Here is a 26,440-nt window from a genome sequence, read left to right as displayed (position 1 = left end):
GGCCATGATCCACCCCGCCCCGACCACCAAGATCGCCCCCGGGCTTGCCCGCGCGACGTTTCGCGAGGCCGTGGCCGCTACGGCCACCCGGCCGGCCCACGTCCGCCTTGGCTTTGCCAACACCAGCTACGACCTGCACCTGCTGCCGACGGCGCCGGTGAAGGCCGAGCCGGGCGACAAGGTCTTCGGCACGATCCAGGCCCGGGCGCGTCGGGTCGATCCGGTGCCCAGCGGGGGCCTGTACGTTGAGCCGGTCATCGGCCGGCCGCGGCGGGTGCAGGGGCGCATCGTGGGGCACGCGGCCGACACGATCATCGTCGACGCGGGCGTGCCGTTCCACTGCACGCTGACCGACGAACGCCAGCACGCCAGCGACTTCAAGGTGGGCGACATGGTGACCTTCGCCGTGCTCGACGGCGCGAGCTTTACGCCCAAGGCCGACGCCTGAGGCCCGGCCCCGTACTGGCGTACGGGGCGTGAAGGGGGAAGCGGCCCATGCGCGACACGCCCGGCGAGGACCGACCGAATCTCGACCCACCCCCGGGGCCCCTTCCCGAGAGAGGGCAGGCGATCCCGCCGAACCTGCCCGGCGAGATCACCGAGGCCGCCAACGCGCCCGTGCACGCCGACGCGAAGTCGGTGCCCGCGATGGCGGCGCCACCGGTGGAGCGTGACAACCCCCTCACGCGTTCGTGGGCGGGCATGCTGGGCATGGGTTTCTTGGCCGTCACGCTGCTGGTGTGCCTGCTTGGCCTGTTCTGGACGCTCAACCCGGCGTCACCGAGTTACCCTGGCGTGAGCGAGGGCTCGAGCGTGGCGCGGTACAACGCGGGCAGCGCCGAGTACGGGCGATTGCCGCCGTGGTGGGCCGTGGGCGAAGAGAGTGCGCTCAAGCTCAACGCGCTGGTGCCGGCCGAGGCGGTCGACCAGGTTGCGGCCGAATTCAGCGTGACCGAGCGCGAGGCCCGGCAGGCAACCGAGGGGGAACTGGCCGACGCCATGGCCGAGCACTGGGTCTACGACGGCAACCGCGTGTCGATGATCCTGGGCACCGACGTGCTGGGGCGCAGCCTGTTGTACCGCGTGATGACCGGCGGGGGGATCTCGCTTGGGATCGGCCTGAGCGCCGCCCTCATCAGCGTGTTCATCGGGACCTTGTACGGCGCGATCTCGGGCTACGCGGGCGGCAAGACCGACGCGGCGATGATGCGCGTGGTCGACGTGCTCTTCGGCCTGCCGTACATCCTGCTGGTCGTGCTGCTGGCGGTCGCCAGCGACGCGGCGATCGACGAGTACGTCAACCAGCAGAAGGCGCGCACGGCCTGGACCGATGCGCGCGAGCTGGACGTGCTGGGCCAGAACGCCAGCGAGCGCGACGTCAGCACGTGGCGGGCCGAGCCGTTCGAGGCCGGCTCGCCGCTGGACCAACTGGCGGATCGGCTCGGCCTGCAGGACGCCGTCGCCGGCGTGGTCCAGGCCGCGGCCGACGCGGGGGCGGCTCCAGACGAGACCAATCCAGACGAAGCCAACCCCGAGGGCGCGCCCGTGCTCTCGAACGGCGCCGTGCTGGACGCGATGGCGCTGAGCGCCCGCCCGCCCCGGAAGCTTGGCGACTCGACGATGCTGTTCCTGGACCTGGTCGTGCTGCTGGTGGCCATCGGCGGCGTGAGCTGGCTGACGATGGCGCGCGTCATCCGCGGCCAGGTGCTGAGCCTCAAGAGCATGCCCTACATCGAGGCGGCCCGCTCGGCCGGCGCGCCCACGCGGCGGATCTTCTTCGTGCACCTCTTGCCCAACCTGCTGGGGCCGATCATTGTGTACGCGACGCTGACGGTCCCGCTGGCGATTCTCCAGGAGTCCTTCCTGAGCTTCCTGGGCATCGGTGTGAAGCCCCCGCTGCCCAGCTGGGGCAACCTGGCGGCCGACGGGCTGAACGAGCTGAACCCCTACGAGAGCCTGTGGTGGCTCATCCTCTTCCCGTGCCTGCTGCTGGGCGCGACGCTGCTGGCGCTGAACTTCGTGGGCGAGGGACTGCGCGAGGCGTTCGATCCCAAGCGCGGGCGGCGGTAGTCCGGCTCGCGAGCGACGGACGGGCTACCGCGTAACGCCCGGCACGGACGGCCCCATCTTCGCCACGACGAAGGTGATGTCGTCGTCCTGGGACGCCTCGCCGCAGGCGGCGATGTGGTCGGTGCGGATGGCGGCTGCGATCTTCTCCGCCGTCTTGCCGGCGTTCTCGCGAATCACGCGCTCGAGGCGCTCCTTGCCGTAGAACTCACCTTCGATCGTGCGGGCCTCCCACAGTCCGTCGGTCGAGAGCACGACGACGTCGCCGGCGGCGAACGGCCCCTCGGTGTCGGTCTCGTAGGCCTGGCCCGCGAAGAGCCCCAGCGGGATGCCGCCGCCATCGAACTGGGCGAAGCGGTCTTGCTTGGCAAGGTAGACGATGGGCGGATCGTGGCCGGCCGACGCCCAGTCCATCTCGCCGGTCTCGCCATCGAGGACGACCAGGAGCATGGTCATGAATCGCTTGCCGCCGGTATCGCCGACGAGCAGCTCGTTCAGGTGGGTGAGCAATTCACCCAGCGAAGCCGGTTCATCGCAGCGGCTGCGCAGGATGCCGCGCGCGGTGGCCATCAGCATGGCGGCCGCAACGCCGTGGCCCATGACGTCGCCGATGGCCAGCGCGACGCGCGCTTGTCCGTCGCCTTGGCCCCCGGCCAAAGGCTGGACGTCGAGGTAGTCGTAGTAATCCCCGCCGGTCTCGTCGCAGTACGTGCTGTGGCCGGCGATGTCCAGGCCCGTGACGGTGGGCGGCTCCTGGGGCAGCAGGTTCTTCTGGACCTCCATCGCCACGAGCAGGCTCTCGCGCACGCGGACGCGGTCGCGCAGGTCCTCGGCCATGGCGTTGACCGCTTCGGCGATCTGGCGCAGCTCGCTGCTGGGCTCGGGCCGCACGCGCTCGTCGAGCTCGCCCTGGCCGACGCGGCGGATCTCGCGGACCAGCCGCCGCACGGGCACGGTGGCGGCGAGCCCGACGCCAAGGCCCAGCAGGATGGTCGCCAGCACCGCGATGAGCGTGGCGCGGTGGCTGCTCGCTCGCGCGGCGGCTACGGGCGCGAGCAGCTCGGCCTCGGGTACGGCGGTGATGATCCGCCAGTCGAGCCCGGGCAGGCCGCCGAAGGCCGAGACGCGCACGAGCATGGGCTCGCCTTCCACGGGCACGACCGCCCGGCCATCCGCGCCGGCCGAGAGCGCGGCGTCGACCACGCCTGCCATTTCGCGCACGCGAGGGTCGTCCATCGATGCCGCCACGGGCACGGTGGGCACGCCTTCGACTTCCACCGCCGCGGGCACGTCGCCGGTGGGCAGCGAATGGGCGATCAGCCGGCCGTTTGCGTCGAGCACCAGCACGAAGCCCGCCGTCCCGACGCGGAGCGTGCGTAGGAAGTCGGAGAGGTCCTGCAGGCTGAACTCGGCGGCGAGCACGCCCAGGAGTTCGCTCGAGTCTTCGGATCCTTCCCGATCGAAGACGGGCTCGACGAACGGCAGGCCCAGCGTGGTGGCCTGGCCGTCGCCGTTCACCCAGGCGTATGGCTCGAGGAACGTGGGGCCGCCGGCCTCGACCGCGCCGGCGTACCACGGCCGGGTGCGCGGGTCGTAGGCGTACCCGCCGATCCGTTCGATGGTCGCGCCCGATTCGTCGAGCGAGAATTCCTCGATCCACAGCGCGCCGTCCCGGGCCGTCTGTTCGTCGGATATGGCCAGCTCGGGGTAAGGCTTGCCGGGGTAGCGGTAGACCCACGCGGCGTGGCCGTCCGCGTTCCCCCAGGTGACGCCGCTGATCATGTCCATGGCGCGGGTCAGGTCGAAGAGCTGGTCGTGCCAGCTCCTGGGGTCGCCCGCGTCCAGGCGGCCCGAGTGGATGCCCTCGCGCTGGAAGCCCGTGGCCCGCGCGGGCATGCTCAGCAGCGTGCGCAATCGCTCGTTGATGCGCGCGTGGATCTGGGCCATCTCCGCCGCGTTGAGCGTGCGGGCGCTCTCTCGGGCGTTGCCGCTCCACAGCCCAACCAGCACGAGCGCGGCCACGGCCACGGGCAGGCCCATGAGCAGCGGCAGCAGGATGCGGATCGAGACGCGGCCGAGCATGTCCTGGCCCACCATTCCCAGGGTGAGGCCAAGGCTACCCCTGCCGACGATGGCGCGCCTTGGGCCGGGGCCGGCCGGGGGTTGACCCTGAGGCGCCTCGCCGGCGGGGGTCCGTCCTTTCGCCTCGCCGGAGGGGGGTTCGTCTTGTCGCCTCGCCGGCGGGGGTTCGTCTTGGCACCTCGCCGGCGGGGCCGGGCGCGGGCTGCGCCCGACGGGGGGTGCAGGACGCGAGCGTGAGATATCTGGCGCATGCGAAGCGGGAGGCGGCCTCCGGCCTACCTCCCCTTCCCAACCTTCGCTCTACAAGACGCTTCTGACGGGTCTCCCACGCTGCACGCGGTGCTTGAGGGCCTCACGCGACGGCGCAGCCGCGCATGGCCCCGCTGGCGAAGCGTCAGAACGAAACTTCACCCCGCCCGCTCGCGCGCCGCCGGGCCGCCCTGGCTGCCCTGGGCGCCGAAGGTGAACAGCGCCGGGCTGCTCCACGGGCTGGCGTTGTTGTTGGGCAGCACGGCCCGCACGCGGTACTGCACGCTCTGCAGGCCCACGGGCACGCCCGGGTCGGTGAACTGCTTCTCGCCGGTGATGGCGATCGTGTTCCACTCGCCGAGCTGGCCCTCGATGGGCGTGCTTGCACGCTGGATCTCGAAGACCGCGCCGGCGGCGGTGACCTTGAAGGCCACTTCCATCGATCCGCCGGTGATCGAGGTGAGCTCGACGTCGCTGGGCTTGGGCGGCGCGGGGCGCTCGCTGGGCTCCTTGGGCGGGTCGATCTCGGCCCGCACGTAGACGCCGGGGTCCTTGGTTTCCTTGAAGTACGAGTCGATGGTCGACATGCACGAGCCCAGGCGGTCGAGCAGCACGTCGAACTTGTCGTTCTTGTCCGTGGTCGCCGTTTTCGCTGCGGCCAACTTTGCGACGCGGTTATTGAAGGCCGCTTCGGCCTGGGAAACCGCATCGGCAAAATCCTGCAATTGCTGTGCGCTGAGGCCCGTGTCGGGCGGCCCGGCCTGCCCGCCGCTCCACACGGTGGAGTGGTGGCGCGACCATGCCAGGAGGAGGGCTTCACGGCGCGGATAGCGAGTTGAGTTCGTCATGATCGACTCTCCAGTTTGCCCCACGAGCGGACCCACGGCACCGTGCCGCAGGGCCCCAGGGGCGGTCTGGAGGGTTCATCGGGGTGATCCGGGGGCGACTTCATCAAAAAACGGCAGATTGAGAGAGATCCTGCGGGCGACCCAGCGAGCGTGAGCGGGTCAGGCGATCGAACCGCGAATCGATGCGGTAGAATCGAGCAATGGCAGACGACGTCCGCCAGCTCGTGGGGGCGGGCCGCTACGCGGAGGCGAAGCGGCTACTGCTCGAAGCGTTCCGGGAGGACCCGGGCGACTACGAAACGCTGTTCCAGCTCGGCTTCGTGTGCCAGACGATGAAGGAATATGCGGCGGCCGAGGCGTACTTCCGCAAAGCCCTCGCTGTCCAACCCAGAGCGCACTCGGCCATGCACAACCTTGGCCTGTGCCTCGAGGCCCAGGGCGACACGGCCAATGCTCGCGAGTGCTATGCAAACGCACTCAAGCTAAAACCTGATTACGCCGCGGCCCGCGATCGGCTGGACGCCGTTGGCGGATCATCGACTCCGACGAACCCAGGACCGGCACGGCCCACGGGCCGCGAACGACGTGCGCTGAAGAAGCGTGCGCGGCGCGAACGCTACTACCGCCGCATGCAGCGCCGGCTCGATCGACGGCTGCACCCCCTGCGCGTGGCCATCAAGTGGATCATCTTCGTGCCGCTGTTCTTGTTGTTCGTGGCGTTCATGGTGTGGGGCTGGCAGAAGATGTCACAAATGCGCTCAACGTCTCCGCAGCAAGGCGCGCCTTCGTTCCCGGATGTTACACCGCAGAAATCAGCGGTATCACCGATCCAACAATCGCCCGGAGGCCCGTGATGCCAGAGGAGTCCGACGCCCAGGTCGTTCGGACGGTATGGCAAGGGGGCTTTCTGATGCCTTCCCAGGAAGGTGCAATTGTATATCAAATCCACACACCAATAGTCGATCCCGACGAACCGATCGGAAATGCTGCAATATGGTTGGCCAATCGAGCGCAGTACAACCACGAGCAGGTCCATCCGGAAAAAGCCCATCGCCCCGGAATATACACCGATCCGGCAGAGATTGAGAAACTCCTCGCCGAAGCTGTTCTGCCCGAGATTGCGCCAGACGAGCAGGTGCATCGGATCGTCATGCGTCTGGTCAAGGAGCCAGATTCAACGTATCGCGGCCAATTCGGAGTGGAAGTTGTTGCTCGCCCGGAAGAGCAAGTGGTTGAGCTTCCACCGACGCCGCCACCCGAGCCAGAGCCTATTCAGGACCCAGATCCAGACCCAGATCGAGATGCAAATCCAGCTCCGGATCGGACGCCGGGGCCAGACACGGGCAATGCCGCCGGCAGTATCCAGGTATTTCCGATCCGCACACCGGTTGAAGTGACCTGGGACGCCGACGGTAACCCCGTCCTCACACCCGTCGATTCAGGGCCGGCATTCCAGCCACTCAATGACGCGGGCGGCGCTGACGTCGGCGGTGGAGACGCTGGTGGCGGCGGTGCTGATGTCGGCGGTGGAGACGCTGGTGGCGGCGGCGATGACGCCGGCGGTGGAGACGCTGGTGGCGGCGGTGCTGACGTCGGCGGTGCTGACGCTGGTGGTGGCGGCGGTGATGTCGGCGGTGGAGACGCTGGCGGTGGCGGCGATGCCACCGGGGGCGATGCCGGAGCTGGTGACACAAGTGGCGGCGGCGATACCACCGGGGGCGATGCCGGAGGTGGCGAGGCATACCCGAGTTCCAGCTTCATCGAGGTTGAAGTGACGTGGGACGCCAACGGCAACCCCGTCCTCACGCCCGTCGACTCAGGGCCGTCAGTTCAGCCGCCCAACAACGACGCGGGCGGAGATGGTGCGGATGGTGGCGGCAATTCAACAGGGGGCGGCGACGCGGATGCCGGAGGCGGCGATGCCGGAAGCGGCGGTGACTTCGCGCCCCAGCCCGACGAGGGCGTGAGCGGTGGCAGCGATGCCGGAGATGGTGGCGGCACGGGTGCGGGCGCAGGCGATGCGGGAGGCGGCGGCGACTTCGCACCCCAGCCCGACGAGGGCGTGGGCGGTGGCAGCGATGCCGGAGGGGCCCCCGATGGGGGAGGTGGCTCTGGAGGTGACCCCGGTGGCGGTGGGTTTGGCGACCTTGATGAACACGGCGGCATGGGCGACATCGGCGGCGGCTTCGACGGCGGCATGGGCGGCGGCATGGGCGGAGACTTCGGCGGTGGTGGAAGCCACACGCATTGAGCCGCCAGCGCCCCAGCCGCCGTGATGCTCTCGCGCGCGGGGGGGCGTCCTGCCCGCGCTCTTTGAGCTGCAAGTGCACGAGCTCGACGCTCGATTCGCGTGACCCGGTCGGGATCCGCGGTCACGTCCGAGAAGAGCGTCGACGCACGTAACTCGAACAACACGCCGCTTCCTGCGTCCGGCGCGGGTTCTGGACGTCCACCAGGCCCCGCCAGAACGCGCCCGCGGTGTTCTGGGCGGTCCCCGAGGAGTGCCGTGTGTTCCCGGCAGAGTTCTGTGGCCTCCCCAAGAAGTTCTGTGTGTTCCCCGAGGAGCTCCGTGGCCTCCCCGCGGAATTCTGCGTGTTCCCCACGGAGCGCCGTGGCTTCCCCGAGGAACTCGGGTCGTTGCCACAGGAGTCTTGTGTGCTCCCCGCGGAGTTCCGTGGCTTCCCCGAGAGCTTCTCAGCCGTCGCTTCGGTCGCGTTGAACGTCGCCCGCTGCCAGGACCCCTCACCGGCGTGGATTTTTTCGGCGTGGGTTTCGTGAGCAAGGGGCGTGCCGTCCGCTTGCGTCGGACCGAGGCCGCGACTTCGACGGCCCGAGCACCACCCACCAAGGGGGCCCAGGTATGGGCGCACGCACGAAGGAACTGGATCCCATGAACCCGATGACCCACAAGACTCTGAAGACTCATATGACTCGCACGACTCGCAAGACCCAAACCCTCCTTGCCGCCCGCCCGCTCGCCCTCGCGCTGCTGGCCGGGGCGGCCATCGCCACCGGCGCCCCCGGCGCTACCGCCCAGGACGGCGGGTTGTCCGTCCGCCTGGACGAGCCGGTGATCTCGGCCGGCCAGGCCGTGGGCGTGGGCGTGCACGGCCACGTCTCGGCCGACATGTACGCCCTGGCGTCGGTCGGCTTCGACGTCTGGGCGGCCGCACCGCAGTGGGAGGCGGCCAGCAGCGGGGCGATGGTGGGCGCGGTGGTGCTGGGCGCGAGCTACGCCCAGGCCCACGACCCGGCCGCGGGCGTGCTGGCCGATCCGGCCAACCCCATCGCCATCTGGAGCGGCACGTGGCGGCCCGACGTCGCCGGCCCGGCCTTCCTGCCCGTGCACGCGCTGCCGGGGGACTTCTGGGTGTACCCCAGCGACCTGACGGCGTCGTCCGCGCCGGTGTCGACCCCCACGGGCGGCACCGATTGGCTGATGGTCGATCCGATCGTCGTCCCCGGCCTGGGCTTCGTGGCGCCCGGCCAGGGCACGCGCATCGACGTCCTGCCCGGCGGGAGCATTGTGGCCGAAGGCGGGGGCGGGACGACCACGGCCGCCCTGCTGCTGCCCGCCGTGCAGGCCGCCCGCGAGGCCGCCCGCCGCGCCCAGATCCACAGCGACAAGTCGACGCCCAAGCTGTGCGAGTCGATCCTGACCGGCACGGTGCACGACAAGGCCGAGACCCAGATCACCTACACCAAGGTGCCCGGCGCCGAGCTGTACGAGATCGACGTGCAGAGCGACCTGGACCTCAGCGCCATCCTGCTGTGCCTGATCGGCCCCGATGGCGAGCTGATCTGCCAGAGCGTCGTGGACACGCCGGTCTTCTTCGGCCGCGTGCCCGAGTGCCTGAGCTTCGCCATCGAATCCGATCACGCGACCGGCGTCGATAAACTGGTGATGACCACCTGCGACGACGAGCCCCTGTATGTCGAGATCCCCCGCGTCTTCGAGGGATTCACCCGCGAGCCCGTGGAGCTGCGCCTGCACGCGGGCTACCTCACCGTCGGCGACATCAAGGGCGAGTCCCTGGAGGTCCACGGCGAGGACGGCGGCGTCGCCCCGAGCCTGACCATCGAGTACGGCCTGCCCTGCGCCGCTGACTTCGACGGCGACGGTACGCTGACGATCTTCGACTTCCTTGCGTTCCAGAACGCCTTCGACGCGGGCCTGCCCAGCGCCGACTTCGACGGCGACGGCCGGCTGAGCCTGTTCGACTTCCTGGCCTTCCAGAACGCCTTCGACGCGGGCTGCCCGTAAAGCGCCCGGGCACGCGCGCTCGGCCCACAGCCTGACCCACCGACCGGCCACGCGCCGGTCTTTTTCTGTGTTGCAGTCTGGCGGGCAGGCCGCGTGCGGCGCCGCCGCTTCGGCCTGCGTACTTCTCTCTCCGCAGAACACCCCAGCGTGCAAGCGCCATGCCGTCAAAATGACGCGCGCGGTCGCATATGGGCGTGAGTACGCCGCGCACTTTACGCTGTCGTTCATTGGCCCCGGTGTTCTTCGTATGGGGCTCGTGCATTCTTGAACGTCAAACGAACGTTTCGTGCCTCGGCTCTCCCCCGGAACCGGCCCGCACGGCGCGACACGGTGTCGCATGCCGCGAGCGGGACGTGACCGTCACCGGATCAAAGCAGGAGTGAAGTTATGCATTTGCGAAACGCACGCACCATGACCGCCGCCGCGACGCTCGCGCTGGGGGCGAGCCTCGCCCACGCCCAGCCGCTCTCGGCCTTCGGCCTCGCCCACGAGGCCGTGGGCGACGCCGTGCTGCGGCCCACGGCCGACGGGCTGCTCGTCGCCGGCATCGGCTCGAGCGGCCAGGACGGGGTCCGCGTCGGCCTGGGGGAGGCGGGCTTCCACGTGGTCACCTTCGAGCCCCCGCCCCTGTCAACGCTCCCCGAGGGCGCGTTCCTCGAGACCACCGCCTTCGGCGAGGTCGACGGCCAGACGGGCTCGCCCGTGTGGTCGCTGCGCTCGACGGCGCGCGGCGGCGCGTCGCAGGTCAGCGTCGACGCCACGCGCCTGCGGCCCGACGGCCTGCGGCTGGTCGCCCAATTGGGTGGCCAGACCGTCAGCGAGACCTTCGTGGCCGACCTGGACCCGGAGCTGGTCATCGTCGACATCCCCCGGCTGGAAGGCTGCATCATCGACCCGGTCTGGCAGATGGAGCCGGAGATCTGGGCCATCATCGGCTTCCCCACGCCGGCCGAGCTCACGCTGCTCGGCGGCCGGCCCGTGCAGGCCGACCGGGTCATCATCGCCACCGAAGGCATGCGGGCCGACGTGGGCATGCTCTCGAGCACCGAGATGCGGAGCGCCGGATACGGGCAGTTCGAGCTGCTGGACGAGGCCCTGGGCATGTTCGACTTCGAGCACCGCGTGCTGGGCGAGGCGCTCTTCGACGCCCGCGGCGGCCAGCTCACCATCGCCAACATCGGCTCGAGCGGTCTGGACGGCGTCAGCATGAGCTGGCTCGAACAGACCGGCCCCCGCGAGGGCTTCGACGTCGAGATGGTCGCCCTCCCGCTGCGCGGGCCCGACCAGGGCCTGCTGCTCGAGGCCACCGGCCGCCTGCCGGGCGGCGACCTGGTCGCGCTGGGCAGCTCGAGCATCAACAACGGCGTGGTCACCGCCGAGTTCCGCGACATCGGCGCCCAGACGGCCACGCTCATCGGCCTGCTGGACGGCGTCGTGGTCGACCGCCGCGAGGTGCCCGCCGGCGACCGCGTGATCGTGATGGACGAGATCGTCGTGCATGGCTGCGGCAAGCAGCCCTCGCTGCCCCTGCCCCCCTTCCCGCCCTTCCCCTGCTTCATCTGGCGCTTCGACGAGACGCTCATCTCGCCCATCGTCGGCCCGCCCTACCGCGCCGACGAGGTCCGCATCCTGGCCTCTGATGCCACCGTGCCCTTCGAGGGTCTCGAGAGCTTCAGCATGCGCGCCAGGGGCGTCGACCAGATGACCATCCTCAGCGAGTCGTTCGCCATCGACTGCGTGGCCGACTGCGACGGCGACGGCCAGTTGGACTTCCTGGACTTCCTGTGCTTCCTCAACCAGTTCGACGCGGGCGATCCGGCGGCCGACTGCGACGGCGATGGCCAGCTGGACTTCCTGGACTTCCTGTGCTTCCTCAACGCGTTCGACGCCGGGTGCCCGTAAGCCGCTGACACGACAGAAGGAGACTTGAACATGCAACGAATCACACGCATCACGACCCTGCTCGCCCTCGCCACCGCCACGCCCATGGCCTTCGGCCAGCTCTACGGCTGGGAGATCAGCGTCGGCGATCCCACGCTGGGCCCCCTTGGCAGCGGCTTTCCCCAGTCGACCACCATCACGGTGAGCGCCAAGTTCGACGACACCGTCGACTTCGCCTTCGCCAGCGGCCTGTTCGACCTGGTGGGCACCGACCCGCTGGGCCCGGGCATCGCCGGGGTCAACTGGACGGCCAACGGCCTTCTCACGCCCTTTGACTTCTCGGGCACGTCCGACGGCGTGCTGACGACGACCGGGGCCATGGGCGTGCTGCCCGGCCAGCTTCACTTGCCCCTGCCGGGCGGGGGCACCGTGGGCGATTCGAGCAACCCGGCCGTCGTCTGGACCATCGACTACACCGCCACCGACTTCAGCACCGATCGCATCATGCCGCTGGAGACCATTACCGACCCGGGCCCCAAAGGCTTCTGGGTCTACACGTCCGCGAGTGGCTCCTCGTCGCGGCAGATTTCCACCGCCCTGCTGATGGAGGGCATGGGCGAGATCCGCATCATCCCCGCGCCGGCCTCGCTGGGGCTGCTGGCCGTGGCGGCGGGCACGATGGCCGTGCGTCGCAGGCGCCCGCGGTAAAACCGTGTATCTGGTCGTCACCCCCCCGAGCCACTCGGCACGCCGACGAGCGTGCCGAGTGGCGTCCGCACTGCGCCGCTCGTGGTTTGCGTTGAGCAGCCGGCGATGAACGTGTACCGCACAAACAGCGCATAGCTGGCCAGCAAGCGGCCGATCGTGATGAGCGTGGCCAGCGGAAACTTGCTCCACGCCGGAATGGCACGAACAAGAACGCGGTGGACAACGCGAACACCAGCGGTAGGTGGGCGACGCGGCAGGCGGCAACTCCGGGGGAGGCGCCGATCTCTTGCCCAAGCCCGACGAGGACTCGGGCGGCGCCCTGTGGCTTCCCGGCGGACCTCGGGTCGCTCCCCGCGGGCTCCGGCGAGGGTCCGCAAACGCCCGGTGGCCGGCGTCCGGCCCGTGTTCTCGGCGTCCATCCCATCCCTCGCGGGAGGGGCTCGCTGGCGAGCGGCTCCCTCCCCGCTTCGTCGCTCCGTCTCTCCGTCTCTTTCCCCCTGCGTGCCTTGGTGCCTTCGGCCCCCCATACCATCCCCCCCATGTTCAAGATCGACCTGCACACGCACATGCTGCCCGCGACCATCCCCGATTACGCCGCCAAGTTCGGGTATGGGGGGTGGGTGAACCTGACGCCGATCGCCCAGGACGACCCCGGCCAATTCGCCGGCGGGGCCCGCATGACCATCGACGGTAAGTTCTTCCGCGACGTCAAGCCCAACTGCCTGCACGCCGAGCCCCGCCTGAAGGACATGGAGCTGCACAACGTGCAGGTGCAGGTGGTCTCGACGGTGCCGGTCATGTTCGGGTATTGGGCCAAGGCCGAGGATGCGCTCGAAGTCTCCAGGTACCTCAACGACGACCTGGCCGAGCGCTGCCGGGCGCACCCGGACCGCTTCATCGCCCTGGGCACGCTGCCGATGCAGGACCCCAAGCTTGCTATTCAAGAGCTCGAGCGGTGCATGAAGGACCTGGGCATGGCGGGCATCCAGATCGGCAGCCATATCGAGCGTCCCGGCGCACCCGACTGGAACCTGTGGGAACCGGCGCTGCTGGACGTGTTCGCCGCGTGCCAGGACCTGGGGGCGGCGATTCTGGTGCACCCGTGGGACATGATGGGCCGCGACCAGATGGGCAAGTACTGGCTGCCGTGGCTGGTTGGCATGCCCGCCGAGACGGCGCGGGCGGTGTGCGCGATGATCTTCGGCGGCGTGTTCGACCGGCTGCCCGACCTGCGGGTGTGCTTCGCGCACGGCGGCGGCTCGTTCCCCTACACGATCGGGCGCATCGAGCACGGGTACAACAGCCGGCCGGACATCGTGGCGGTCGACTGTGCGCAGAACCCGTGGAGCTATCTTGCTGATTACGGCCAGCCGGCCCGGTTCTGGGTCGATTCGGCGGTGTATAGCCGCAACGCCCTGCGGTACCTCGTCGCCATGATGGACGAGCGGCGCGTGGCGCTGGGCAGCGACTATCCGTTCCCGCTGGGCGAAGCGAAACCCGGAGCCATGATCGATTCGATGTACGACCTGACCGACAAGACGAAAAGACAGCTCCTCAGCGGCTCGGCGCTCGAGTTCCTGGGCATGGACGAGTCGCGGTTTCCCGGGTTGGTGGAAGAGCGCAAGGCGGCGCGCGAGCGGCCGGCGACCTTTCCCGCGGAGACGGGGAAATGAGCGAGAAGCTGTTCGAGGAAGCCAAGAGGCTCGACGCGGCGGACCCCTTGAAGGGCGAGCGCGCGTTGTTCGCGATTCCGAAAGACGACGCGGGCAACGAGGTCGCCTACTTCACCGGCAACTCGCTGGGCCTGATGCCGCACGCGGCCCGCGACGCCGTCACGCAGGAACTGGACGACTGGGCGACGCTGGGCGTCGATGCGCACACCAAGGGCCAGAACCCCTGGTTCAGCTACCACGAACGCTTCCGCGAGACCGGCGCGCGTTTGGTCGGCGCGAAGCCCGGCGAGGTCGTCATGATGAACGGCCTGACGGCCAACCTGCACCTGATGCTGGCCAGCTTCTACCAGCCCGAAGGCAGCCGCACCAGGATCATGGTGGAGGACGCGCTCTTCCCCAGCGACGACTACGCGGTGGAGAGCCACATCAACCACCGCGGGCTTGATGCCAAGGCGAACATGATCCGCCTCACGCCGCGCAGCGGGGAGGACACGCTGCGGACCGACGATATCGTCGGCGCGATCGAAGAGGCCGGCGACACGCTCGCGCTGGTGATGCTCGCGGGCGTGCAGTACCGCACGGGCCAGTGGTTCGACATGCCGGCCATCACCGAGGCGGGGCATCGAGTTGGTGCGAGGGTCGGCTGGGACTGCGCCCACGCGGCGGGCAACGTGCCGCTGCAGCTCCACGACACCGGGGCCGACTTCGCCGTGTGGTGCAGCTACAAGTACTGCAACGCCGGACCGGGGGCCATCGCCGGCTGCTTCGTGCACGAGCGGCACGCGCAGAACTTCGACATCCCCCGGCTGGCCGGCTGGTGGGGCAACGACCCCGCGACGCGCTTCAAGATGGAATCGGGCTTCGTGCCGCGCGCGGGGGCGGATGGCTGGCAGCTGTGCAACCCGCCCATCCTCGCCATGGCGCCGCTCGCCGCGTCGCTGGAGATCTTCGACCGCGTGGGCATGGCCGCCCTGCGCGAGAAGAGCCTGCAGCTCACCGGCTTCCTGGAGCGCTCGATCACCGCCATCGCGCCCGCGGCTCGCATCATCACGCCCAGCGATCCGGCCCAGCGCGGCTGCCAGCTCTCGATCGGCTTCGGCGAGCACGCCCGCGACGTGCGCGACGCGTTGCAAGAGCACGGCGTGGTGGCCGACTTCCGCGAGCCGGACGTGATCCGGCTTGCGCCCGTGCCGCTCTACAACACGTTCGAGGACGTCGCCCGCGCGGCGACGACCATCGCCCGCGTGGCGACGCCGGCCGGCGCCTGATCAGCCCTCGCCGGCGACCAGATAGAACCGATCGACCTCGACCTCGTGGCGGCCGGCGGGCTCGCCCGCGTCGTCGAGGATGACCAGGCCGTAGCGGCCCTCCATCGTGCCCCAGCTGGAACGCAGCGGGCAGTAGCTGGCGTACTCGAAGTGGCCGCCGGGGCGCAGGACGGGCTGCTGGCCGACGAGGCCCTCGCCCTGGACGATCTCCTCGACGCCGTGGGCGTCGATGATGCGCCAGGCGCGGTCGGTCAGCTGGATGGCCGGGGCATCGGCGGGCCCGTCGTATTCGACCAGCACGCGGTAGGCGAAGACGTGCATGGGCTGGCTCGGGTCGCTGCGCTGGGGCAGGTACTCGGGCTGCACGCGGATGCGCACCCAGCCGTCGCCTGCGGCCGTGGGCACGCGCGTGGTGGTGTCCGAGCCGTGTTGGCCGGGCTCGACGCTGCTGGGCATGTGCGAGGCCATCGGGTCCATCGCATGAACCCTAGCGCCCTCTCGGCCGCGGGCTAGCGGCGCGGCGGGCGGCCCTCGGCCCTGCTGCGCGCCCGCAGTCGCGCCTCGGCGCTCAATCTACGCTCCGAGGCGCCGCGGCGCGGGGCCTCGGCCTCGGCACCCTTGGCGCGCACGGCCCGCGACTTGCCATTCTTCCGACGGCTCCGCTTGCGCGAATCGTCCTCGCCCGGTTCCTGAGGCGTCACGGTGTCTCCCTCCTGCACGCCGTCGCCCGCATCGGCGTCGGCGGTCTGTTCGGTCTCGAGCTCGGCGCCGGTCAGGTCGAGCACGCCGGCGAATCGCTCGAGGCTGCCGCGCACGCCCGCCATCTCGCGCGAGAGCTCGGCCCCGGCGATGCGCAGCAGCGCCGCCAGCGGCCTGGGCATGCCGTCTTCGGTCTGGCGCAGGTCGAGCAGTTCGGTCCAGGGCTCGAGCGCCGCTGCCAGTTCGGTCAGCCGGTCGGCCACGCCCTCGGCGGCGTGGCGCTCCTGCTCGCACGCACCCAGCACGGCCTCGGCCCGCTCGATGAACCCGCCCAGCGAGCGTTCGGCCGAGGCGACGCGCGCCTCGAGGCGCTCGATGGGCACGCTGGCCAGCCGCTTGCACTCGCGGTCGACCTGGGCGAGCTGGTCCTTGAGCTTGCCCGCGACGGCATCGCGGTCGACGCCCTCGGGCACGCCGTCGCCCGCGCCGATGGTGGTCTCGACGCACGCCAGACGTTCTTCAAGGCTCGGCACGGCCGAGACCAGCGCCGCCATCGCCGATTCCACGCGTCCCAGGGCCTCGTCGAGCGCCGCGCCTTCGGGCCGCTCCTCTCGTGGAGACCCCGCCGAGGTGGCGGAATGGTGATCGGAAGCGCTGGACTTGGCCGTCGCGTTGCTGGCCTCGTCGTCGGTTGGTTGGTCTTCGCCCGACTCGATGAACCGCGAGAAGCTGCCCAGCAGCCCGCGGGTCAGGGCGTCGACTTCCGGCTCGATGCCGCCCGGTTCGATGTCGCCCGATTCCCCCTCGACGGTGACGCCCACGCGTCCGGCGATGGCGTCGTCCTGGCACTGGCAGCCGTCGCAGGCACCCTGGCACTGGTCGTCGGCGTGGCGGATTTCTTCGATTCGGCTCATGGCTTGCTCCGGTCTGGCGTGTCCTCTTGCAAGGTCCATCGACCGTCCGCAAACGCGGATTCAGTCCAATATGGCCTGAATCGAAAAAATCGCGCCAGCCGGCAAAAGCCGCATTCCTACGATGTCAGGATGCCTGAAACGCTGACAAATACCGTCCAAACACCCGCCCAACGCCTGAAGTCTGCCATGGAACGCGGCTGCGTCATGGCTCCGGGGGCCTTCAGCGGCCTGACCGCCCGCGCCGTCGCCCGGCACGGCTTCGAGGCGGCGTACGTCTCTGGAGCGGCCACGAGCGCGGCGGCGGGCGTGCCCGACGTGGGCCTGCTGACCCTCGACCGGTTCGTGGCGACGGTGCGGGAAGTGGTCGATGGGTCTCGGCTGGAAGCCGGAGGCCCTGCGTTGCCTGTGATCGCCGACGCCGACACGGGCTTTGGCGAGGAAGAGATGACCCGCCGAACGGTCATCGAGTACCAACGCGCCGGTGCGGCGGGCCTGCATTTGGAAGACCAGGTGTTCCCCAAGCGGTGCGGGCACCTTGACGGCAAGACCTTGCTGCCGGTCGAGCAAGCGACGAGCAAGATCGAATGGGCCGCGCGGGCGGCGCGCGAGAGCGGCGATCCGGACTTCATCGTGTGCGCGCGCACCGACGCGCGTGGTGTCAGCGGCATGGACGACGCCATCGAGCGGGCCACCCGCTACGCGCAAGCCGGCGCGAGCATGATCTTCCCCGAGGGCCTCAAGGATGAAGGCGAGTTCGAGGCCTTCGCCAAGGCGATGTCGAAGGTCGAGGTCGGCGGCGCGGATCGGTCACCCTACATGCTGGCCAACATGACCGAGTTCGGCAAGACGCCGATCATCCCGCGCGACCGCTTCGCGCAGATGGGCTACCACTTCGTGATCTTCCCGGTCTCGACCCTGCGCGTGGCGATGAAGGCCGTCGATCGACTGCTGGCCGGGCTGGCCGAAGACGGCAGCGTGCAAGCGAGCCTGGACGGCATGCAGACGCGGGCTGAGCTTTACGACTTGCTCGGCTACACGCCCGGGGAGCCTTGGGCGTTCCGTTGATGCATTAGTGCTCGGCCCACCACGTCTCCAGCAGAGCCTCGGCCGCACCGGCGTACACCACCTCGAGCAAGTCCTTCGGTAGCGCGAACCCCTGAAGAGGCGGCGAGCCCATCGCATCGTGGTTCTCAGGGTCGATCATCGCAAGGTCGGGGTCGGCGATAGGGCTCGGTCCTTCATACTTGCGTTCCCACAGCGTGCGCAGGGCCCAGTAGCGGCTGGCGTAGAGGTCGAAGGCCTCGGCCTCGCCGCTGGCTTGGTGCGCGCCGAAGCGGTTGTTGGCGTCGTCGCTGGACTCGAAGTGGTCGTCGAGCGTCACGATGTCGGACCCGAAGAGGATGCGGCCGCGCCATTTCTCGAGAAAGGCAATGAACGCGTCGCGCGGGTGCTTACTGAGTTCACGGACCATCCACTTGGTCGCAGAGGTGTCCAGGTAGATGTTGTCGTGCCGCGTGAGCAAGCCGTCGAGGAACGTGAGGTCCTCGGGCCAGCCGCCCATGTGCGCCACGAGCCAGGGCACGCCGAAATCGTCGGCCATGCGCTCCAGCGGCTCGTAATGCTCCAGCTTCGTGCCGTACGTGCTCGCGTCGGCGTACTTGGTGGCGAACCACGTGTCCGGGTCGGCGATGTGTGCCTGGAACATGTAGCCCAGCGAGACCGCCTCGGCGGCCAGGTCGCGACGAAGCGGGCTGTCGATGCGGATGATGTCGGCGTCGGCCACCGGGTCGAGCATGTCACGCAAGCGCGGAGCGGCCCAGAACTTGAGCATCCGCGAGCCGAACTCGCCATGGAAGCGCCGCATGTTCTCGAAGAAGCCCTCACGCATGGCTCGCCGGCGGTCGTCGCTCATGTACTCGGGGATGGCGACGAAACGGATCTTGTCGCCCAGTGCGTCGCGCATCGCCGCCGCCTGGGACATCTGCGTCTGCGAGTACACCCGCTTCACGCCGTAGGCGTCCATCGCACGCTCGTATACCAGGGCGGCCTTGGACCCGTTGATGTGGGCGTGGCTGTCGATGATGGGAACGACGGGCGGGCCAAAGCGTGCCGCCTCGGCCAGGTAGTCGAGCCCGAGCAGGTTGGCCGGGGTGGCCCGTACAGTCTGGGATGCGTGCGGCTGGCTCATCGACCACTCTAAACCCCCGTGAAGGGGCCGAGGATTCCCCGGCATCGAATTCTGGGGATCGCCCGCGCATCGTTCTGGCCCATGACTGGCTGGTGGGCCTGCGGGGCGGCGAGCGCGTGCTGCACCATATCGCCCGCGTGGCGGGTCGGCTGGGGCACGTCGAGGCCATCCTGACGATGTTCGATGATGGGCGGCCGCTCACGCCCGAACTCGACGCACTGCCGCGCCAGGTGTCCACCTTCGGATCGCTGCCCGGGGCGCTGGCGGCTCGGCGGTGGATGCTGCCGCTCTATCCATCCGGCGTCGGCCAGCTCACCGATCGGCTCGCGGCGATGCATCGCCGCCGCCCGATTGATCTGCTCGTGTCAACCAGTTCGGCCGCCATTAAGGGGCTGTGCCCGCCGCCCGGCGTGCCGCACGTGTGCTATTGCCACAGTCCGGCGCGGTACCTTTGGTCGCAGGCCGATCAATACGGCGGCCGGCTGCAACGGCTGGGCCTGCGCATGTTCGGCGGCTCGCTCCGCGCGTGGGATCGCTCAACCGCCGACCACGTCAGCACGTTCATCGCCAACTCGACCCACGTGGCCGGGCTGATCGAGCGGGCGTATGGCCGCGAATCGACGGTCATCCATCCGCCCGCCCGCACCGACTACTTCACGCCCGGCGAAGAACTGCGCGGCGAGCACTGGCTGTCGGTCGGGGCCATCGAACCCTACAAGCGGTTCGACACGGCGATCGAGGCTGCGAAGCTGGCGGGGGCGGAGCTACGCATCGTCGGCGACGGCAGCGTGCGGGGTGAGCTCGAGCGGTCGGCGCCGTCGAACGTGAGTTTCATGGGACGGCTGAGCGATGAGGCCTTGCGTCACGAGATGCGCACGGCGGCGGTGCTGCTCTTTCCGCAGGTCGAAGACTTCGGTATCACGGCCGTCGAGGCCCAGGCGTGCGGGCTGCCCATCGCGGCCAGGGGCGAGGGCGGGGCGCTCGACATCGTGCAGGACGGCGCCACGGGCGTGCTGTGCGATGGATCGGCGAGCGCGATGGCAGAGGCGGCGAAGCGTGCGAGTGCGTGTGGTTCGCGGGCGTGCGTCGAGAACGCCCAGCGATTCAGCGAGGATCGATTCGAGGCGGCTATCGAAGCCGAACTGATCGCCCACGTCGACGCGCGAGCACCTCGGCCGGCACACCCACCGCCAGGCAGCGAGGCGGCACCGCGCCCCTGACCACCGCGCCCGCGCCAACGATCGCCCCGTCGCCCACCTCGACCCCCGGCAGCAGCGTGGCGTTGGCGCCGATGAGGCACCCCTGCCCCACCACCACCGCGCCGCATAGCACGGCCCCGGGCGCGACGTGGCTGGCCCGACCGATGCGCGCATCGTGCTCCACCACCGCGGCGCTGTTGATGATGACGTGCTCGTCGATCGTTGCGCCGGCGTTGATCACGGCGCCGGGGCCAACGAACACGCCGTCGCCGATCACGGCGTCGACGCTGACGATGGACATCGGATGAATGATGCTCGCCGCCACGCCTTCGAGCATGCCCAGCACCTTCATGCGGGTGGCGACGTCGCCGATGCAAAGGTGCCATGGCTCGGCCGCCTTCTCGACGGGCCCGAGATGATCGAGCCCGGGCGCGGTGGCGGCTGGGTCGTCGTCGACGAAGCCGGCCATGGCCATGCCGGCCGCGCGTGCGGCATCGGCCACGACCTTAGCGTGTCCGCCGCCGCCGACCAGGGTGATGGGGTTGGTCATGCCTGTGCTATCGGCATTAGCCGCAGCCGGCGTCGAACTCGTTCTGGAAGGCCAGGAAGTCGAACAGCGTCAGTTCGCCGTCGCCATCGAAGTCGGCCTGCAAATCGCCCGCGTCGAAGAGGTTCTGGTAGGCCAGGAAGTCGAAGATGGTCAATTCACCATCGCCGTCGATATCAACGCGGCAGGGCTCGCCCACCTCGATGGCGACGTTGTCGAAGACCGCCAGAATGCCGTCAAGTTCACCCGGCACCGTCCCACCGCGCGCGATGAAACGGATGCGCTCGAACTCAACGCCGGCGATCTCCATGCGGGTGTGCTGGATGTCGTCGGGCAGCGCGCCAGGGTGGATGAAGCAATCGCTGACGACTACGTCGTCACCCACCAGGCCCTCCAGGCATACTTCGGTGCCTTCCCAGTTCGAGCGGCCGAGCCAGAAGAGGTCGAGCCGGGCGGTGCTGGCGTTCTGGCCGATGCTGCCGATCCACTGATGGGTGCGCGTGAAGCCCAGGACCGGGCCGGTGGACCATGAGCCGGTGGTCATGACGTTGACCGGACTGAACTCTGGGAACGAGCTGATCGAGCCCGTGCCGTTGGTGGCGGCAAACTGAACCTGGTTGCCGCCGGGGAACCAAAGATTCTCGGAAAACGTGATGCCGCCGTCCTCGAACGTGCGTCCCAGGAAGCCCGAGGGCAGGCTGTCGAAACCGGTTTCTTCCGCGAGGGCCAGACCCGAGGCCAGGCCTGCGGCCACCAGGCCGGCGATGCGTGTGCGCGGTCCAATCATCTCTGCGTCTCCATTCGGCCCCACCGAGCGGACAACTCTCTCACGATCCGTACAAACACCGATGGCCGGTGGGCGCCGCCCATCGGCCATCGTTCTTATGCAGGATGTACGCACGTTGCCCGAGGGGCGTTGCGTGCGGTAGGAATCAGCGGCGGCGACGCACGGCGGCCAGGCCACCCAGAGCAACCAGTGCCAGCGACGCCGGCGCGGGCACGATCACGATGCCGCGGGTGTCGACGCCGTCGACCAGCACGGTCACGCCCGAGCCATCGAGCTCGACCTGGCTGATGCGGCCCAGGCCCGAGCCAAAGTTCTCGTCGAACACCAGGCGGTCGTTGAATGGATCGTACTGGATCTCCTCGGGCTCGTTCAGGCCGTCGACCAGCAGACGGATGGAATCGAACGCGCCCGAACCGTCGAGCGTCATCTCATAGATGGCCCCGGCGTTGCGGTCGGTCAGGTACACCAGGCCGTTATTGGGATTGACGGCCAGGCCGGCGGTGTCGAGCAGCGGATCGGCCAAGCCGGTGACGGCCGTGTCGGCCAAGTCAACGACGAGTTCCTGGCTGCCCGAGAGCGAGCCATCAATGTTGATGCGGAAGAGCGCGCTCCCAGTGCCGAGTTCGCCCGGGCCGACCACCGCGCCGCTGCCGTTGGGGCTGGTGACGAGGTAGCTGTCGCTGCCAAACTCGGGCGCCAGGCGCGACGCACCCTGGTAGCGCGGCCGGGGGATGGACAGGTCCTGCTCGAAGATGGTGCTGACGGTGCCGCCCGGGGTGATGCCCAGGATGCCCTCGACGCTGCCTGCGCCGGGCGAGAACGGGTTGTTCACCGTGATGAAGTTCCCACGGCCGGCATCCCACTGGAGACCGATGGGGTTCTCGATGGGCATCCCTGTGGCCACGGGCGTGATCGACGGCGTGCCGAACGCGCCGTCGAGGCGATACAGGCCGCTGGTCAGGCTGGGATCGAAGTTGGCCGCACCATCGTTGAAGTAGAAGCTCGAACCAACCTGCACGATGCCGGCCAGGAACGCGCCGGGGTTGGTCACGTCGATGACCCGCGTGTGCGCGCCGCCGAGGTACCCATCGATGCCGGGATCGGCCTGGTTGGTGAACAGGAACTGGGAGTCCTGCGCGAAGCTGGCTCCGGCCACGGCAAGCAGCGTTGCCACGGAAATCATCGTCTTGCTCATGTCTGTCTCCTCGCTCTTTGCTGGTCGCAGGTTGCCGCCTGCACCCGAGCCGCCACGGGCATCCTCAGGCCCGTAGACACGTTCGTTGAGATTGTACTCGATGGATGCCATCGCCCACACTAAATTTTGCCCAGAGTGCCATGAAGGCCACCCGAAGCCATGCGAGCCGTGCGTATTTTCCCGAATTCGCCCAACTTGCCGAACGGCTGGGCGGGTGGCAGGCGTTGAACTCAACGTGGAGCCGATGTAGACTTGGCCCGCCAGTCTGGGGATTGGTGTAATGGTAGCACCGGTGATTCTGGTTCATCTAGTCCAGGTTCGAATCCTGGATCCCCAGCTTATCCACAATGCCCCGATTCCGGGGTTGAGTTCGTAAGTCGATCTAAATCAGAAACTTGCGATGTTAAGCCTTCGTGAAGTCCGCGGCTTTCCCCGGGGATGGTCCGTTGGTTGCTACGCCCCCAGCACTCAGCATGCGTCTCTGGGCAGATCCGAGGCCCAAGGACGCCAGATCGGCCGCTTCGAACCAGCGAGCTCGGGCGCCTCGATCGGCCCGCGTCCGGCCGGCGTGGACCGCCCGAGCGACCCAAACTTGGACGCGGACCGCCCGGTGGGTTGTGGCAAACCCGAATTTCCCTCGATCGACTGGCGGTTCGACGGATGACCCGAGGCCCAGCGCCTCGAGCGTGCCTGCCAGCGGTATCGTGCGGCTGCCAGCGCGCTCCACGCTGGGCGGCTGCCAGAGCCCACCCCATAGGCCGCCGGACGGGCGCTGCTCGAGCAGCACCCGCCCGCGTCTGTCGGTCACCACGACCGCCGAGATCGCCAGCGGCTTCCTGGCCGCCCGCGTCTTGGGCGCTGGGATGCGTTCGGTCAGGCCGTGCTCGAAGGCGCGGCAACGAGATCGCAGCGGGCAGTGCGGACACCGAGGCGCCGACGGCGTGCACACGGTGGCGCCCAGTTCCATGATGCCCTCGTTGGTGCGCGGCACGTCGTCGCCCGCGGCTTGTGCCAGCGCTTGGGCGCGCTCCCAGGCCCACCGCTGTACGCCCGGCGAATCGGGGGCGCGTTCGACGCCGTGCACTCGCAGCAGGACCCGGGCGACGTTGCCGTCCACGATGGGCGCCGCCGCACCAAACGCAATGGACGCCACGGCGCCGGCGGTGTATCGCCCGACGCCCGGAAGTTCATGCAGATCGTCTAGGCCCTGCGGGACGTTTCCGCCGTGACGCTCAACGATCGCAACGGCGCAGGCGTGGAGCAGGCGCGCCCGTCGGTAGTAGCCCAGCCCGCTCCACAACGCCAGGACGTCGTCCACCGAGCGATCCGCCATGGCCGAGGGCGTGGGGAACTGCGCGACGAAGGCGTCGAAGCGCTCTGCCACGCGGGCGACCTGGGTCTGCTGGAGCATGATCTCGCTCATGAGCGAGATCCACGGGTCGCGCGGCTCGGTGCGCCATGGCAGCGCGCGGGCGTAGCGGGCAAACCAGCGTGCGATGGCGTGGGCGATGCGCCGGTCGTCGACGCGATTGCCGTGGGGCAGCTTGGTCTGTTCGCGATCAGCCATCGGCGTCGGGCCCGGGATCGAAGGCCTCGATGGCGGCCTTGGCCTTTCGCTTGATGGTCGGCCATTTGGCATCGGGCGCCTTGCCCACGGTCACGAAGTCGTGGTGGATGAGCACGACGCGGACGCCCTCGATGGCATAGAGCGCCCGGGCAAGAACGTCGGTGCAATCGTCTCCGGGCGGCTCCCGGTAGCTCCGAGGCGCGTCGGCGAGAGCGCCCTCGACCAGCACCTTGACGGCGTTTGGGTTAGGCGTGGACTCGAAGCCGGTGACGCGGGGCATGGTGGGCCTCAGCGTAGGACCTCGACGGGCGTACAGTGACCGACCTGGCCCCCGGAGGCCGGGCTCTGGAAGGGGTTACGGCAGCGGTGGACCTGGCAATTGCCATCGGTGACGCGCTCAAGCGCATGGCGGGCTATCCCTGGTGGGAAGTCGGGTTTGAGCTTGCGCTGATCGCCCTGGTGGTATGGGGCATCCTGCGTTTTATCGAGGGCACGCGGGCCGCGGGCGTGATGAAGGGCCTCGTGGCCGTGCTGCTGATCGGGCTGGCGGCGCGGATCTTTCTTTCGCTGGTCGGTCGCGAGGAAGCCTTCGAGCGGCTGGGATACCTGCTGGACCGCGCGGGCGTGGTCGTGGCCATCGGCCTGGTCGTGGTGTTCCAGCCAGAGCTCCGCCGGGCGCTCACGCGGCTGGGCGAGGCGCCGATCTTCCGAAGCACGCCCGGCGAGATCGCCCACGTGGTCGATTCGGTCGTCGAGGCGTGCAGCTACTTCCAGAAGGCAAAGTTCGGTGCGCTCATTGTGATGGAGCGGCGCACCGCTCTGGGCGGGCTGGCCGAGGGCGGCACGCGCCTGGGCGCCGAGGTCAGCGCCCGGCTGCTCCAGAGCCTGTTCTTTCCCGGTACGGCATTGCACGATCTGGCGGTCATCATCAAGGGCCCCATCTTGCACGCGGCGGGGGTGCAGCTTCCGCTGGCCAGCGCGGGCGAGATGCCCGATGCGGGCTTTGGCGCCCGCCACCGCGCGGCGGTGGGCATCACCCGCGAATGCGATGCGCTGGTCGTCGTGGTGAGCGAGGAAACCGGGGGCATCCGCATCGCCGAACGCGGCAAGCTGAGCGACCCGATGACGCCCGAAGAGCTGCGCCGCGCCCTGCAGGCCGGCCTGCACAAGGACGTGCCCGAACGACCCTCGACCGCCGAGGAGGCGCGATCCGATCGGGCGTCCGACGCCGACGACGGCAAGGGAGACGGCCGTGGCTGAGAGTGCGCCCCGCGATGTCACGCTCCGCGCCCGCATCCTTCGCCTGGTGCTGGTGGTCGTGCTGAGCATCGCCATCTGGACGTTTGCCGAGGCGCGCAGCCTGACCAGCGCGACGCGCACCGTCACGCTGGTGCTGACGGCGCCCACGGGCTCGCCCCTGACGGCGTGGGCCGACCCAGAACAAGCCCGGCGCGTGACCGTGGCCCTCCGCCTGGAGGGCTCGCGCGCTGCGCTGCAGCGCGCGGGCCAGCGATTCGACCAGCCCATCGAACTGCTCATCGGCGACGGGCTCTCGGCCGAGACGGGCCGGCAGACGGTCTCGCTTCGCGACACGCTCCGCGACCACGCCGTGTTCGACCGGTTGGCGGTGAGCCTGGTGAGCGTAAGCCCGCCCTCCATCGACGTGCGCGTGGACGAACTGGTGCAGCGCAGCGTGCCCATCCGCGTGCTGGCGCCCGGGGCCGAGCTGAACGGCCCGCCGGTGGCCGAGCCGGCAACCGCGACCGTCACGGGTCCATCGTCGATGCTCGGCGGCGCAGGCCTGGACACCCTGGAGGCCACCGTGCCCCAGGACGACATCGAATCGATCGGATCGGGCAGCACGGCCCGGGTGCCCAACGTGCCGCTGACCATCCCCGAGCCGTGGCGCAGCGACCTGGTGCGCGTCGAGCCCGCGACGGTGACGGCGACGCTGGCCCTGCGCGACACCATCGAGAGCCACACGCTCTCGAGCGTTCCGGTGATGATCCGCCTCTCGCCCACGCAACTGCGCCAGTGGTCGGTGCGCATCGCGCCCGAAGAGGCCTACCTGCGCGACGTACGCGTGAGCGGGCCCAGCGAAGCGGTGCAGGCCATCGCCGCGGGCCGGGCCCGCGTGGTCGCCACGCTGTTCCTCGAGGGCGTGGAACTGTCGCCGGGCTCGGCGGAGTTTGCCGCACGCCTGTCGGGCGAGGTCGAAGGGCTGCAGTTCGAGGTGGCCGACAACAACGTGCCCGTGCAGGTCACGGCCATCGAGCCGGAGGGCGAGGGCGGCGAGAACTAGTC

General features: G+C 69.3%; 24 protein-coding genes and 1 tRNA gene. 15 read left to right on the top strand and 10 right to left on the bottom strand.

What is annotated here, in order from left to right; genetic code table 11:
- Positions 1-4 precede the first annotated feature (4 nt).
- Together RIE32_10350 and RIE32_10345 are read left to right on the top strand one after the other, a co-directional pair.
- Positions 5-448, top strand: coding sequence for a hypothetical protein (locus RIE32_10350; GenBank protein ID MEQ9096651.1), 444 nt, complete (start codon positions 5-7; stop codon positions 446-448).
- 47 nt (positions 449-495) lie between these two features.
- Positions 496-2,070: an ABC transporter permease gene (locus tag RIE32_10345; protein ID MEQ9096650.1), complete on the top strand. Its 1,575-nt coding sequence runs from the start codon at positions 496-498 to the stop codon at positions 2,068-2,070.
- 24 nt (positions 2,071-2,094) lie between these two features.
- Here the strand turns inward: RIE32_10345 and RIE32_10340 are convergent, their stop codons facing one another.
- On the bottom strand, positions 2,095-4,149 hold the full coding sequence (locus RIE32_10340; GenBank protein MEQ9096649.1) for a SpoIIE family protein phosphatase: 2,055 nt from the start codon (positions 4,147-4,149) through the stop codon (positions 2,095-2,097).
- A gap of 407 nt (positions 4,150-4,556) precedes the next feature.
- A complete protein-coding gene (locus RIE32_10335; protein ID MEQ9096648.1) occupies positions 4,557-5,246 on the bottom strand; it encodes a hypothetical protein in 690 nt (229 codons plus the stop codon).
- Between the two features lie 200 nt (positions 5,247-5,446).
- On the opposite strand from RIE32_10335, the gene RIE32_10330 reads away from it, so the two are divergent.
- From RIE32_10330 to kynU, 8 genes are all read left to right on the top strand, one after another.
- The gene (locus RIE32_10330; GenBank protein ID MEQ9096647.1) at positions 5,447-6,100 is read left to right on the top strand and encodes a tetratricopeptide repeat protein; all 654 of its coding nucleotides are present in this window, start codon (positions 5,447-5,449) and stop codon (positions 6,098-6,100) included.
- A gap of 636 nt (positions 6,101-6,736) precedes the next feature.
- Positions 6,737-7,021: a hypothetical protein gene (locus RIE32_10325; protein MEQ9096646.1), complete on the top strand. Its 285-nt coding sequence runs from the start codon at positions 6,737-6,739 to the stop codon at positions 7,019-7,021.
- Positions 7,018-7,497 (top strand): hypothetical protein, encoded by a 480-nt coding sequence (locus tag RIE32_10320; GenBank protein ID MEQ9096645.1) that lies wholly within the window; start codon positions 7,018-7,020, stop codon positions 7,495-7,497. The genes RIE32_10325 and RIE32_10320 overlap by 4 nt, the downstream gene beginning before the upstream one ends.
- Positions 7,498-8,106: 609 nt before the next feature.
- Positions 8,107-9,510, top strand: a complete 1,404-nt coding sequence (locus tag RIE32_10315) for a GC-type dockerin domain-anchored protein (GenBank protein ID MEQ9096644.1) — start codon at positions 8,107-8,109, stop codon at positions 9,508-9,510.
- Positions 9,511-9,897: 387 nt separating this feature from the next.
- The gene (locus RIE32_10310) at positions 9,898-11,412 is read left to right on the top strand and encodes an EF-hand domain-containing protein (GenBank protein MEQ9096643.1); all 1,515 of its coding nucleotides are present in this window, start codon (positions 9,898-9,900) and stop codon (positions 11,410-11,412) included.
- 30 nt (positions 11,413-11,442) lie between these two features.
- On the top strand, positions 11,443-12,099 hold the full coding sequence (locus RIE32_10305; GenBank protein ID MEQ9096642.1) for a PEP-CTERM sorting domain-containing protein: 657 nt from the start codon (positions 11,443-11,445) through the stop codon (positions 12,097-12,099).
- Positions 12,100-12,638: 539 nt separating this feature from the next.
- Positions 12,639-13,772 (top strand): amidohydrolase family protein, encoded by a 1,134-nt coding sequence (locus RIE32_10300; GenBank protein MEQ9096641.1) that lies wholly within the window; start codon positions 12,639-12,641, stop codon positions 13,770-13,772.
- A complete protein-coding gene (gene kynU, locus RIE32_10295) occupies positions 13,769-15,040 on the top strand; it encodes a kynureninase (protein MEQ9096640.1) in 1,272 nt (423 codons plus the stop codon). The genes RIE32_10300 and kynU overlap by 4 nt, the downstream gene beginning before the upstream one ends.
- Here the strand turns inward: kynU and RIE32_10290 are convergent, their stop codons facing one another.
- Both RIE32_10290 and RIE32_10285 read right to left on the bottom strand, forming a co-directional pair.
- Positions 15,041-15,517, bottom strand: a complete 477-nt coding sequence (locus RIE32_10290) for an ApaG domain (protein ID MEQ9096639.1) — start codon at positions 15,515-15,517, stop codon at positions 15,041-15,043.
- Positions 15,518-15,549: 32 nt separating this feature from the next.
- Positions 15,550-16,653 (bottom strand): hypothetical protein, encoded by a 1,104-nt coding sequence (locus tag RIE32_10285; protein MEQ9096638.1) that lies wholly within the window; start codon positions 16,651-16,653, stop codon positions 15,550-15,552.
- Between the two features lie 129 nt (positions 16,654-16,782).
- Here RIE32_10285 and RIE32_10280 point away from each other — a divergent pair, with 129 nt between their 5' ends.
- The gene (locus RIE32_10280) at positions 16,783-17,718 is read left to right on the top strand and encodes an isocitrate lyase/phosphoenolpyruvate mutase family protein (protein MEQ9096637.1); all 936 of its coding nucleotides are present in this window, start codon (positions 16,783-16,785) and stop codon (positions 17,716-17,718) included.
- A gap of 4 nt (positions 17,719-17,722) precedes the next feature.
- On the opposite strand, the gene RIE32_10275 is transcribed toward RIE32_10280, so the two are convergent.
- The gene (locus tag RIE32_10275; protein MEQ9096636.1) at positions 17,723-18,841 is read right to left on the bottom strand and encodes an amidohydrolase family protein; all 1,119 of its coding nucleotides are present in this window, start codon (positions 18,839-18,841) and stop codon (positions 17,723-17,725) included.
- Positions 18,842-18,933: 92 nt separating this feature from the next.
- Between RIE32_10275 and RIE32_10270 the strand changes: the two genes are divergently transcribed.
- Positions 18,934-20,061, top strand: a complete 1,128-nt coding sequence (locus RIE32_10270; protein MEQ9096635.1) for a glycosyltransferase — start codon at positions 18,934-18,936, stop codon at positions 20,059-20,061.
- Here the strand turns inward: RIE32_10270 and RIE32_10265 are convergent.
- The 3 genes from RIE32_10265 to RIE32_10255 all read right to left on the bottom strand — a co-directional run bounded on the left by RIE32_10265 (position 19,970) and on the right by RIE32_10255 (position 22,569).
- The gene (locus tag RIE32_10265; protein MEQ9096634.1) at positions 19,970-20,590 is read right to left on the bottom strand and encodes a NeuD/PglB/VioB family sugar acetyltransferase; all 621 of its coding nucleotides are present in this window, start codon (positions 20,588-20,590) and stop codon (positions 19,970-19,972) included. The two genes, RIE32_10270 and RIE32_10265, sit on opposite strands and share 92 nt — an antisense overlap.
- 16 nt (positions 20,591-20,606) lie before the next feature.
- Complete coding sequence (locus RIE32_10260; protein ID MEQ9096633.1) at positions 20,607-21,374, bottom strand: GC-type dockerin domain-anchored protein; 768 nt, start codon at positions 21,372-21,374, stop codon at positions 20,607-20,609.
- A gap of 145 nt (positions 21,375-21,519) precedes the next feature.
- The gene (locus RIE32_10255; GenBank protein ID MEQ9096632.1) at positions 21,520-22,569 is read right to left on the bottom strand and encodes a PEP-CTERM sorting domain-containing protein; all 1,050 of its coding nucleotides are present in this window, start codon (positions 22,567-22,569) and stop codon (positions 21,520-21,522) included.
- A gap of 266 nt (positions 22,570-22,835) precedes the next feature.
- Between RIE32_10255 and RIE32_10250 the strand changes: the two genes are divergently transcribed.
- Positions 22,836-22,906, top strand: a tRNA-Gln gene (locus tag RIE32_10250).
- A gap of 66 nt (positions 22,907-22,972) precedes the next feature.
- Here the strand turns inward: RIE32_10250 and RIE32_10245 are convergent.
- Together RIE32_10245 and RIE32_10240 are read right to left on the bottom strand one after the other, a co-directional pair.
- The gene (locus tag RIE32_10245) at positions 22,973-24,136 is read right to left on the bottom strand and encodes an A/G-specific adenine glycosylase (protein ID MEQ9096631.1); all 1,164 of its coding nucleotides are present in this window, start codon (positions 24,134-24,136) and stop codon (positions 22,973-22,975) included.
- Positions 24,129-24,416: a NifU N-terminal domain-containing protein gene (locus tag RIE32_10240; GenBank protein ID MEQ9096630.1), complete on the bottom strand. Its 288-nt coding sequence runs from the start codon at positions 24,414-24,416 to the stop codon at positions 24,129-24,131. The genes RIE32_10245 and RIE32_10240 overlap by 8 nt, the downstream gene beginning before the upstream one ends.
- 35 nt (positions 24,417-24,451) lie before the next feature.
- On the opposite strand from RIE32_10240, the gene RIE32_10235 reads away from it, so the two are divergent.
- Positions 24,452-25,396, top strand: a complete 945-nt coding sequence (locus RIE32_10235) for a diadenylate cyclase (protein MEQ9096629.1) — start codon at positions 24,452-24,454, stop codon at positions 25,394-25,396.
- A complete protein-coding gene (locus tag RIE32_10230) occupies positions 25,389-26,438 on the top strand; it encodes a hypothetical protein (GenBank protein MEQ9096628.1) in 1,050 nt (349 codons plus the stop codon). Before RIE32_10235 ends, RIE32_10230 begins: the two co-directional genes overlap by 8 nt.
- Positions 26,439-26,440: the final 2 nt, after the last annotated feature.

This window comes from Phycisphaerales bacterium, assembly GCA_040221175.1.
Taxonomy (GTDB): Bacteria; Planctomycetota; Phycisphaerae; order Phycisphaerales; family UBA1924; genus JAHCJI01.
This window is presented reverse-complemented; position numbering and strand designations above follow the sequence as displayed.

Coding starts and splice junctions, on each gene's coding strand:
- RIE32_10350 (MEQ9096651.1), top strand. CDS start 5: ATGATCCACCCCGCCCCGACCACCAAGATCGCCCCCGGGCTTGCCCGC.
- RIE32_10345 (MEQ9096650.1), top strand. CDS start 496: ATGCGCGACACGCCCGGCGAGGACCGACCGAATCTCGACCCACCCCCG.
- RIE32_10340 (MEQ9096649.1), bottom strand. CDS start 4,149: ATGCTCGGCCGCGTCTCGATCCGCATCCTGCTGCCGCTGCTCATGGGC.
- RIE32_10335 (MEQ9096648.1), bottom strand. CDS start 5,246: ATGACGAACTCAACTCGCTATCCGCGCCGTGAAGCCCTCCTCCTGGCA.
- RIE32_10330 (MEQ9096647.1), top strand. CDS start 5,447: ATGGCAGACGACGTCCGCCAGCTCGTGGGGGCGGGCCGCTACGCGGAG.
- RIE32_10315 (MEQ9096644.1), top strand. CDS start 8,107: ATGGGCGCACGCACGAAGGAACTGGATCCCATGAACCCGATGACCCAC.
- RIE32_10310 (MEQ9096643.1), top strand. CDS start 9,898: ATGCATTTGCGAAACGCACGCACCATGACCGCCGCCGCGACGCTCGCG.
- RIE32_10305 (MEQ9096642.1), top strand. CDS start 11,443: ATGCAACGAATCACACGCATCACGACCCTGCTCGCCCTCGCCACCGCC.
- RIE32_10300 (MEQ9096641.1), top strand. CDS start 12,639: ATGTTCAAGATCGACCTGCACACGCACATGCTGCCCGCGACCATCCCC.
- kynU (MEQ9096640.1), top strand. CDS start 13,769: ATGAGCGAGAAGCTGTTCGAGGAAGCCAAGAGGCTCGACGCGGCGGAC.
- RIE32_10290 (MEQ9096639.1), bottom strand. CDS start 15,517: ATGGACCCGATGGCCTCGCACATGCCCAGCAGCGTCGAGCCCGGCCAA.
- RIE32_10285 (MEQ9096638.1), bottom strand. CDS start 16,653: ATGAGCCGAATCGAAGAAATCCGCCACGCCGACGACCAGTGCCAGGGT.
- RIE32_10280 (MEQ9096637.1), top strand. CDS start 16,783: ATGCCTGAAACGCTGACAAATACCGTCCAAACACCCGCCCAACGCCTG.
- RIE32_10275 (MEQ9096636.1), bottom strand. CDS start 18,841: ATGAGCCAGCCGCACGCATCCCAGACTGTACGGGCCACCCCGGCCAAC.
- RIE32_10265 (MEQ9096634.1), bottom strand. CDS start 20,590: ATGACCAACCCCATCACCCTGGTCGGCGGCGGCGGACACGCTAAGGTC.
- RIE32_10260 (MEQ9096633.1), bottom strand. CDS start 21,374: ATGATTGGACCGCGCACACGCATCGCCGGCCTGGTGGCCGCAGGCCTG.
- RIE32_10255 (MEQ9096632.1), bottom strand. CDS start 22,569: ATGAGCAAGACGATGATTTCCGTGGCAACGCTGCTTGCCGTGGCCGGA.
- RIE32_10245 (MEQ9096631.1), bottom strand. CDS start 24,136: ATGGCTGATCGCGAACAGACCAAGCTGCCCCACGGCAATCGCGTCGAC.
- RIE32_10240 (MEQ9096630.1), bottom strand. CDS start 24,416: ATGCCCCGCGTCACCGGCTTCGAGTCCACGCCTAACCCAAACGCCGTC.